The 10,112-nt window shown below is 66.9% G+C and carries 7 protein-coding genes; 1 reads left to right on the forward strand and 6 read right to left on the reverse strand.

The genetic code is table 11. The features are described from left to right. Window positions 1–73 precede the first annotated feature (73 nt). From ACWEK3_RS32785 to ACWEK3_RS32805, 5 genes are all read right to left on the reverse strand, one after another. Complete coding sequence (locus ACWEK3_RS32785) at window positions 74–3,376, reverse strand: SAV_2336 N-terminal domain-related protein (protein ID WP_453251284.1); 3,303 nt, start codon at window positions 3,374–3,376, stop codon at window positions 74–76. Continuing rightward, window positions 3,369–4,355, reverse strand: coding sequence for an AAA family ATPase (locus tag ACWEK3_RS32790; protein ID WP_453251285.1), 987 nt, complete (start codon window positions 4,353–4,355; stop codon window positions 3,369–3,371). The genes ACWEK3_RS32785 and ACWEK3_RS32790 overlap by 8 nt, the downstream gene beginning before the upstream one ends. Then, window positions 4,352–6,325, reverse strand: coding sequence for a vWA-MoxR associated conflict system protein (locus ACWEK3_RS32795; RefSeq protein ID WP_453251286.1), 1,974 nt, complete (start codon window positions 6,323–6,325; stop codon window positions 4,352–4,354). Before ACWEK3_RS32795 ends, ACWEK3_RS32790 begins: the two co-directional genes overlap by 4 nt. Window positions 6,326–6,429: 104 nt before the next feature. After that, the gene (locus ACWEK3_RS32800) at window positions 6,430–7,395 is read right to left on the reverse strand and encodes a hypothetical protein (protein ID WP_453251287.1); all 966 of its coding nucleotides are present in this window, start codon (window positions 7,393–7,395) and stop codon (window positions 6,430–6,432) included. 322 nt (window positions 7,396–7,717) lie between these two features. Beyond that, entirely contained in the window at window positions 7,718–8,194 is a 477-nt protein-coding gene (locus tag ACWEK3_RS32805) for a hypothetical protein (protein ID WP_453251288.1), read from the reverse strand. A gap of 253 nt (window positions 8,195–8,447) precedes the next feature. Between ACWEK3_RS32805 and ACWEK3_RS32810 the strand changes: the two genes are divergently transcribed. Then, on the forward strand, window positions 8,448–8,999 hold the full coding sequence (locus ACWEK3_RS32810; protein WP_453251289.1) for a hypothetical protein: 552 nt from the start codon (window positions 8,448–8,450) through the stop codon (window positions 8,997–8,999). On the opposite strand, the gene ACWEK3_RS32815 is transcribed toward ACWEK3_RS32810, so the two are convergent. After that, on the reverse strand, window positions 8,956–9,873 hold the full coding sequence (locus ACWEK3_RS32815; RefSeq protein ID WP_453251290.1) for an IS5 family transposase: 918 nt from the start codon (window positions 9,871–9,873) through the stop codon (window positions 8,956–8,958). The genes ACWEK3_RS32810 and ACWEK3_RS32815 overlap by 44 nt on opposite strands. Between the last annotated feature and the right edge of the window lie 239 nt (window positions 9,874–10,112).

Below are 10,112 nucleotides of genomic sequence, written 5' to 3' on the forward strand. Positions count from 1 at the left end.
GGGCGGCAGGCCCAGCCGTGTGACATGAGGCCGCGACGAAGCAAGTGGGGCTCCACGTACTGCAAGACAGCCTTCAGCCAGCGTCGTGCCGAGTGCCGCTGATGTCTTGCGCCTGGGCTGCAGAGTCGCGCACCGTGACACCGGAGCCCTGGTTCCCCGTTGTCGTCACGTTCTGTGTGAACTCCAGTGCCTCGGTCTCGTGCAGCCGGCCCTCCACGTGCGAGTGGAGCACAGGGACCTCAAGACCGCGGAACTCCAGGTATACATTCCCCGAATCCATCCGTCCGTCGAAGAGCAGTTGGGCATCCCGCTCAAAACTTACCTCGACCGTATGGTCGTTGACCTCCCACAGCACGTCCACATCGTCTGAGTCGGTGTAGTCGCCCTTGTGCATAACCCCCTCAAGGACGAGCCGAACGCCTACCCTCACCTGCCCAAGGACCAGGCCATGTTCATAGTCCTCCACAGTGTCCCAGACGATTGAATCCGTGTCCGGAGTGATGTCATCGATGGCTGCGTCGGTCAGACCAGTAGGAAGTTCCACACCGTTCAGCGTCGAGCCCCCGATCACCTCCACGTCGGACTCACCTGCGACGGCTGCACCGAGAAGCTCCTGGCACGCCGACATCACCGCTGCGACCAGTGCGTCATACGTGTCTGTGACTAATTGGTCATGGGCGACTTCGCCCTCAGCATCGAACAACGATGGCTGATGCGCGGCATTACGGGTTGAGGTACTGCCGCCGTAGACGTCAAACTGATCGGCGACACTGCGCAACATTCCGACGAGCGTCTTTCTGGGCCCCGAGTTGGGGTATCTACCCTCTTGCAGTCTCACTTTGATGCTATCCAACAGGAACGTCAGCTCCCGCACAATCAAAGCGAGCTCATCCGGTCCCTTGCGCTGCGCCAGCGCGGCGGAGATATCCGGAGCGGGACGACCGGGCAGGTGGAACCAGGCGATGACGTCGCCCTGCTCGAATTCCAATACGGCTGCGGAATAGAGCGCAGGCTCGATGAAACTACCGCCGTGCCTGATCACACCCTCGTACAGTGACTGAGAGGCTACGATAAGGAGGTCGGCATCTTCGACATCGAGCAGTTGCCGGGTGATCGGGGAGTCGACGAGCCGGCTGACGTGACTGACTGTGCTACCGCTGATGCCTGTGGCATCGCGCCTGACCGGGCCGTCGTGCATGCCGATCCGCAGCCTCAGCGTCGGACGCCGCCCACGGTTTGCGAAGCGCAGTTCCTCGTACAGGGAGATAAGCCAAGGGCCGACCATCTGGGCCGATGGCACCTGGCCGTCGACTGTGAACAGTGCGCCGTCGCCGCGGTCTTCCATGTGTACGGCCTCTGGCGGAACGTCGGCGTATTCGAATGCCCTTGCCAGCACCTGAAACACTTGCTGACGTCTTGCCACGAAATCATCATGGTTGTGCATTCCGGAAGCGACGACGTCGACCATGATAACCAGCTCGGCATTCGTTGGGCCGAGTTTCAGGGCGTCGCTGGCCGCCGCTGCCCTCTGCCCGTCCGGTCCGCTTCCGCTTGTCGTCTCGACTGGGCTTGGAGGTTGCACCGACCCACCGGGGCGGGCTGTGTGACTGTCCGAGGTCCTGGCAAGCAATGAGTGGAAGAGCTGCGCCAGAGTGTTGTACAGGTCCACCCGGAGCCTGTCCTGCGGTCTCTTCACGGTGGCGGGGGCAGGCCGGTGTTGTACCTCACCCGGTGATGGCGCTGTTGGACCGGGCGTCAAGAAGGGTCTGGCTTCAGGCAGATGATCCCCTGCCTCGACGCCCAGCATCCTTGCCGTAGTAGCTGCCGCGTAGGCGATCGGGCGAATGCCAGCCGGCAGGGTTTCGTCGGCGTGGGCGGAGCGGAGGATGACTGGAATGCCGTGAGGGGATTGAAGACGGGTGGCGAGGTGGTCGCTGAGGGCGAAGTGGGTGTCCCAGAGTTGGTCTCGGGTGAGCAGGCTCGTCAGGTGGTCGACCGCTTCGGGGTGGAACCGGTAGATCGTGTCGGCCGTTTCGGCGCGGGTGGCGGTGAGGAGGCCGGCGGTGAGGAACTCCGCAGTGTCGGCGAGCGCGGCCTCCGGGACGAGGCGGTCGCGGAGCACGTCGAGGACGGGCAGCGTGAAGGAGCCGAGCGGACAAGCCGCGATGGCGAGGCGGACGGCAGGTGATTCACGGTCGTCCGCGAATGCCTCAGCTCGCGCGCGCACCTGCTCGCCGGTGGGTGCAGGGGCGGGCTGGCCGGTCGGGCCGGGAAGGCGCCGACGCATGGGTGGTCGGCCGGTCGAGGGGACGAGGACGGCCTCGCAGCCGGACGGATCAGTGCGCATCAGTGTGCGGGCCCACGCCAGGATCTGAGCGGGGTCGAATTGGAGCACGGGCAGTGCTTGCCAGGGCTTCGTGTCCTGGGTTTCACGCAGAAGCCGTGGGCGTCGGTAGGACAGCAGCCGGCCGGGAGAAGCGGGGATGGTTGCGGCCGCGGTGGTGTGCGGGAGGTCCAAGCCTGAACGCTGCCAGAGCCGCTTGGGCAGCGGGTTGATGAGAGCGACCGGAGCCGTGCGGCCCCAGGTGTGAAGGGTCTTCCACAGGGTGTCCTGCCGCCAGGCGGGTGCCGCGCAGTCGGTGACGACGAGAAGGAGGCGGCGTGCCGGCTGAGTGCGGTGAGTGGCGTCCCCATTCAGGGGCAGAACACCGCCGTGATGGTCGTGCAGGACGGGGTCCTCGCCGGGCGGGTGCTCAAGGTGCCAGACGCGGACGTCACGGAAGGCCGCCAGGGCGCGCAGGGTCTTGGTAAGGGCGCGGACCGTCTCGTCCCAGACCGCCATGGCGGTGCCGCGGTCCAGAACGACAATGACCTCCAGCCATGGTTCCGGCGCGGGGGTGAGGCGGGGGACGAGCGTTCCGGTGCGGGTGTAGTGCTCGACGGTAGCGTCGACGTCGAGGCGCTGGTGGACGCCGGAGAGCCAGGGGCGGCGCAGCGGGCGCAGCGCACGGCCGATGTCGAGGGCGTCAGGAAGGGCGGGGGAACGTCCCACGCTGGTCCGCTTGCCGGTGATCGTGTGAGATCCCGTCTGGTCCTCGAGCCACACCGAGGCGGCAGGATCACGGGCTCTGCCCATCGTGTGCCCGCTTGCTTCGGCCCGGGCCCGATGTGCGAGGGCGGTGCTGTCGGCTTGTTCTGGCTTGTGGTGCCGTTCCGCGTCGCCTGTGGCATCGGTGGACGCGCTGCTGGCGTCACCTTGGTCCCAGTGGGCCCAGGCGGAGGCGAGGACGACGGCGTCGAGGAGTTCCTTGACATCGATCTCGCCGCTCTCCGCCGAAGCGAGCCGCGCCAGGAGGGCGGCGGCGTCCTCAGCCACGGCCCAGCCCTTGCAACAACATGTCCTTAAGGCTCTGTCGCTGGTCAGAGTCCAGGATCTGGCCGCCGCGCAGCAGGTAGACCGCGTTCAGGAGCTGGTCGATTGCGACATACTCACCAGCGTTCAACTTCTTGAGGAAGTCCTGCACGAGGGCGGCGGTGGTGCTGTCCTCGATGTCGCCGAGATGGGCGGTCACGATATCTGTGAGCGTTTCCTCGGAGAGCGCTGGCATGCTGAAGCGGATGCAGCGGCGCAGGAAGGGGGCTGGGAAGTCGCGTTCGCCGTTACTCGTCAGCACGATGACGGGGAATTCGGTGCACTGGATCCAGCCACGCTCGATGACGTGCGTGCCGTCTTTGTCGGCAGTGCGGGCCGCAATCTCTGCCTTGTGGTGCCTGGCCAGTTCGGGGATCTCGAAGCCGCCGCGTTCCAGGACGTCGAGAAGGTCGCTGGGCAGGTCAAGGTCGCTCTTGTCGATCTCGTCGATCAGCAGGGCGCGGGGCCGGTCGCCGGGCAGGAGAGCGGTGCCCAGAGGCCCAAGCTGGACGAACTCGCCAATGTCGTCCCCGTGGTCCTCGCTGTCGGTCCGGATCTTGCCATCGACGGTGCGCAGGTTGTGGGCGTGGATGCGGCCAAGCGCGTCGTAGCGGTAGAGCGCGTCGGCGAGCGTGCTGCGCGAGGTGATGTGCCAGTGAAGTACCTGGCCCAGGCCGAGCTCGACAGCGATCTGCCGGATGACGGTGGACTTGCCCGAGCCCGCGCGGCCGGTCAGCAGCAGAGGGCGGCGCAGGTGCAGGGCGGCGTTCACCGCATCGACGAGGCCGGGGATGGGCCGGTAGGTAGTCGCCGGGTCCTTGCCCGACTCGGCCTCCTGCTGCCGAGACGGGGCGCGCCACGGAGGCGGCGCCGGGAGCTTCGGCAGCTCCACACCGTCCAGCGGAGAAACACCCGTGCCCCTGTAGTACGGGGTCCAGCTCATGCTCGCTCCTTCGACGCCATCTCGTCCGGTGCTGCCACAACCGTGTCCGCCCGTCTAAGGCAGAACGCATGCCAGTCTCCGTCATGCCAGGCGGCGCGTACGGTCGCGAGGGGTCCTAGGTCATCGTCGCTCGGGCCGGCCCCGCTCAGATGCTTTCGGTAGGCGTGGGAGATCTGTTGTGGCAGTGCCTGCCAGTGCTTTCCCACGGATGCCTGGATAACCAGCTCATCGCTGACGTCCTTCCGCCGAGGCCAGACCAGCGCGGGCGTGTGCTCCAGGAGCTCTTGCGCCACGTAATCCCAATCCGACTCCGGCAGGGAGGACAGCGCCCAAACGTGCTGTCCAAAGCCGTGGTTGCTCAGGTGTTGCTGTAGATGGTCAACGTTTTGCAGATGTTCGCCTTGGAGCCACTTGGGGCCGCAGCAGTCGCTGTCGTCCAGGGAGGCCAGCAGTTGTGCGCCCACCTGGATCATGTCCTCGACCGTAAAGCCGACAGGCGGCGCCAGAAGCCCGGACCAGCGTGTTGTGACGGTGTAGTTGACCGCCAGCTTCTGCTTGCGGACGACGTGTTCTTCCGGAGGACTGTCCAGCAGCACAAGGGTGGGTGCGGCCACGTCGATGCGCTGCAGTGGCCGCTCGGCGATGTTGGCCCACGGTAACGCCCACGCGACGGCTTCGGCCATGGCCAACTTCAGTTCCTTGTCCCCGGTACCACAGGGAAAGCGGCTGCTACTCAGCACAGCGCGTCCGAAGAGCAGCCAGGCGTCCACGCGGACGACGCTCTCGCCTCCGTCGTCGGCGAGCACCAGAACCAGGCGCGGTGCCTGGTCACCGTCAGGCTGATGATTGAGCTCGTCCAGGCGGCTGTTGACCACGGCCGTGAGCTCAAGGTCCTGCGCCCAGGCGAGGACTTCTGGCGGCAACTGGCCCCGGTGTCCCGTCACGTGGGTCATGGCCGCGACCACGTGGGCCAAGGCGCGCTGCTGGCCCTCTGCGGTGCTCCCGTGGTGAGCGGCATGCTCGATGGTGTCCCGCAAAGTCCGGGGTGGTTCCTGTCGCATAAAGCCCAGCGGAAGACCGGCCAGCACACCGACTAGCCGCAGGCTCTCCTCGGTCAGGACCGGACCGAACACTTTGCTGACGACGTTCAGCGTCTTGCGGCCGGCCTCCAGCTCAGCCCGTACTTCGCGCAGCCGCTGCACGGCGACCCAGGAGCCGCCGCCGGTCGTGTGCGCGTTCTCCTTCAGCCAGGTGGCAAGCTCGTCCTCCGTGGACAACAGCAGGCTGCTGTCGACCCTCCGGCTGGCATCTTGCAGCGCCTGCTTTGCGATCGGTCCAAGCGGGCCGTTACGGAAGGCCACGCGATTGTGGGCCAGCCAGAGAGCATCACCGACGCGTGAGCCTCCGTCGAAGATGTTCCGCCCCGGATGCTGACCACGGATCCGCTCACGAAGTCGCTCCATCAAGTCGTCGTCAACCTTCAGGAACTTCCCGGAGTCGGGCAGGCCCTCTGCGATGAGACGAGTGAGTTCCGTACTCAGTCGCATGTCGAAAGCAGGCTGATGCGCCGTGGCTGCGAAGAGGAGGGAGAACCTTACATCGCCCTCCTGCTGACCCGAAGTGACGTCCGGAGCGGCCGGTACCGCGCCGCCGGACAGGCAGGTGTCGACAATGGCGACCAGCCCGTTCAGACCAGGGTGGTTAAGCGTGTCGTTCAACAGGGAGGTGACGTTCACGTTCGTCAGTGGCGGGTCGTTCCTCTTGCCCGACGTGACGAAGTGCAGCGCAGCCCCCCTAGAGCCTTCACCGTGACCGAGCAGGGCGAGTATGAGGGTGCCGCCGTCACGCCGTGCCAGCTGAGCGGCTTTCTCCACGGCGGCCTCGACCTGGGTCTTGCCTAGGCCGGTACCGACGAGCAGGGAGTCGCTACCACGGTCGACGCAGCCCCCCAGCCTGGGGTCCACCAGCACCGCGTGAAGACTACGAGCAGCGTCCTCCAGCCCCTCCAGCCTCGCACCGCCTTCGCACTGAGCGCCCACCACGAGCACGTGGCGCGGTGGGTTCGTAAAGGCGGTCACGGCCTGAGCGCTTCGATCACCGGACGGGCCACAGCCCCGTGCTCCAGGTACTTCGTCGCGGTGTGCGTCCATAGCCCATGGGAGTCAACCCGCTCCGTCACGGCCTTGACTCCGCTCTTACTCGGACCGATCCAGTTGGCCAGGTGCGGCCGGCCCGCCACAACGTCGTCGCGATCCCAGAAGTTGCGCCAGGAGGCAACGTTCGCCGGGCAGGACGCCGGACGCGGGACCAGGCGGTCCAGCACCACCGCGCCCAGGGCCAGAGGAGAGCCCACAGTGATCCAGACAGGCACCGCTCCGCCGTACTCGTGTAGCGCCTCGTAGGCAATGACCGTGCCCAGGCTGTGCGAGACCACCACGAGAGGCCGCGCCGGGTCCAGACCCTCGAGCGCCCGCGCACGGACAGCCGCGCCGAGCTCCGTCTTCCTGGCACGACGATCGAGATACCGGCCGACCTGAGCGAGCTGGAACAGGACCGCCCGGCCGTTCATCCACTGTGCCGCCTGACGTAACCCCGGCAGGCGGAGCATCGTCGTCGTGACGCCGACCAGCCCACGGAAGCCCTCTCCCACCCCCTGGGACTGCCGTCCCTGGGTGGCAGCGTCGAGCTGGTACCGCGCGTCAGCGATGACCCGGGCATTCTGCGGGCTACTCTCGGCCGGGAACCGTTCGGCAAGTTCCTCCAGCATCGCGTCAACTAGCCCTGCGAGAAAGGGAAACTCATCCTCCCCGAGCTCCCCTGCCGTGTCGCCCTGGGCTCCTCTGCGGTTGAACAGGTCGCTGTAGTTGGCGAACGTGACATCCGCCAGCCAGCCCTGGGTCAGTCCGGAGATCGCATCAGCCATCCCGGCGTCCCGTGCTCCGGTCGCAAGCGCCTCCAGCCATTCGCGGCGGTCAGTAGCGGTGTCCCGCAGACCGCCGATGCCATGCATGAACAACAGTTGAGGCTTCCCCCTGGCCATGACGCCCTTTCCCCTTCCCGGCGGAGAGAACATTCTGCTAGATCCGGATGCCGCCAGGCAGCTGGACCGCATTTTTGGCCTGAAACCTCAAAGACACACTGATGTGACGTGGTTGCGCGGCAGGGACACGCGCCGCTGTGACCCGTCATGACGCTCACCAGTACGTCCTCGCGCGACTCCCGACTTCTCAGGAAACCGGGACCTTTCGCGTGCCCGGAGGGCTTCAGTGGAGAACGAGATCTGGCTGACGGTCCGGGAGGCCGTCAGCTGACGGGCGGCAGCGTCGCGAGGGCCAAGGCCAAGCGCGGACTGGCGATCCCGGCTACCTCGGCAGTACCTGACCCTGATCCGTCACGTAGTAGCTGCGGTTGCACTCCATGAACGCGGATTCCGAGACGTTGTACGGGCCGCCAGCCTGTTGGTTGCAGAACTTGTTGAGGATCTGGAACTTCTCTGCGGCCGACACTCCAGCCGGCTGGTTGCTCTGCGACTGGTCATCCACCTGCCCCTGCACCCAGGGGTCTGGGGAAGAGGCGTCCGAGCCGCCATTGGAGCCCAGGACCACACCGCCCAGGAAGAACGACGCGACGGCGACCGCGACGACGCCACCCCACAGGGCTACCGGCCGCTTCCACCACGGCTTCTCCAGCCCTGCCAGGATGCGCTGGTACTCCGGATGGTTCTCGTACTCATCCCGCCAGCCGTTTGGCGAGTCCGTCGAGTCTGCCGCTATGTGCGCCGTGGGAGCGCGGGAAGGGCATGGGGGGACGTTCGGGGGAAGTGGCGACGTGTTCTCCACCGCAAGCTCCTCAAGGCCCTGACCGGCAGCCAGATCGCGCACAGAGAGTCGGGCGACACAGGTTAACCACGAGACCTCCATGGGTTCCACACACATGACGCAACCGTGATCTGGCACCCGGCCGGGGCTTCGCCGTGCTCAGAAGCTGTTGTCTTTCCGGGCTTGAGGACGGCGTTTTCGCTGGTCGGGCGTAGGGTCGACGATCCTGTGGGAGTGGTGGTCTGTCGTGTCGCCGCTGCTGTGGAGGTCATGGATGCCGTCGGTCGTGGGGCTGCTGGAACAGCGCGAGCTCGTCGCTCGCCGTCGTGTGGAGGAGCTGCGGGAGGAGGCCGAGCGCGTCCAGGCTGAACTGGCCGTGGCCGAGCGGGACTGGAAGGAATGGGCCATCGCTCGCTCGCGGGTGGGCGAGTTGCTTGCCCCGGCGGATGAGACCGGGCATGGCCACGACCGGGCCGACCGGACAGCGCCGACCGCCGACGGGCAGGCCGGGAAGGCATCGTCAACGCCGGAAGCGGAGAAGATGAAGTCGCAGGTGCCGGTGTGGCGTGAAGGGCTTGCGTGGTCGGCGTTGTCGGCGGACTACCAGCGCATCCTCACCGCACTCGCGGACCATGCCCGGCTCGGGCAGGGGCCGATGACCTGCCAGGAGATGGCCGCTTTGTTCGGCATGGACGTGGTTCCGGCGCGGGTGGAGGCGCTGAGGTCGAAGGCGAAACGTCTGGTCGCGCGCGGCTGGCTGGCCGAGGCGGCACCGGGCCGGTTCACGCCCGCCCGCGGGGTGAGCGGGCCAGGCGGCGGGTCATGAGCAGGGTCATCGACCAGTAGATCATCGCCTCGGCGCTGGTGGTGCGGCGTTCGAAGTCGCGCGCCAGGCGGCGACTTCGCATCAGGTGGGCGAAGAGGCGCTCGACGATCCACCGCTTGGGCAGCACCACGAACCCCTTCTGGTCGTCGCTGCGTTTGACGATCGCCAGGACCAGGGCGAACGCGGCCAGGCAGTGCTCGACGAGGCTGCCGGTGTAGCCGCCGTCGGCCCAGACGAGGGCCAGGCGATGGTGCGCATCGGCGACTTGGTGCAGGAGCACCTGGGCGGCGGTACGGTCGCCGACATCCGCGGCGGTGACCATGACGCCGAGCAGCAGGCCGAGGGTGTCGACCACGACGTGCCGCTTGCGCCCGTTGATGTTCTTGCCGCCGTCGAAGCCGCGGCTGTCGGCGCCGACGACGGCGTCCGCCTTGACGGACTGCGAGTCGATCACGCCCGCCGTCGGCTCTGCGTCCCGGCCCAGCCGCTCGCGGACCTGCGCGCGCAGCCGGTCATGGAACTCCTTGACCAGGGCGTGGTCGCGCCAGCGGCGGAAGAAGGCATACACCCGGTCCCACTGCGGGAAGTCGGCCGGCATCGCCCGCCACTTGATCCCGTTGTCCACGAGATACCGGACCGCGTCCAGCAGCCCGCGGTGGCAATACCCTTCCGGCCGGCCGCCCCGCCCGCGCATCCAGCCCGGCACCGGCAGCAGCGGCCGGACCTCAGCCCACTCCCCGTCCGTCATGTCCGACGGGTACCGGCGCTGCCGCTCGGGCCGGTCAGCCGCGTTGCCGTACACGTGCGCGAGGCAATCACACGATGGAGCGGCCGAGTTGGACTGCCCCGCCATCGACACGGAAGACTGCGGCACCGGGGCCTCCTGTTGCTCTATGGATTCGACACCCACGAGCTGTTCAGGAGGTCCCTTCCTCATGCCCTCGCCACGGCAGGATCACCCGACCGGGAACCCGCATTCGACTGCCACCGCTCAAGATCGAAAAGACAACAGCCTCTCAGCTTGATTTTTATCCCCGCTGCTGTTTCAGGCGGACGTGTTCGGTGAGGGTTTCGGCTCGTTTCACGGTCTTCCCAGGTTCGTGCCGTGGTGCT

The organism is Streptomyces sp. NPDC004721 (assembly GCF_053601495.1).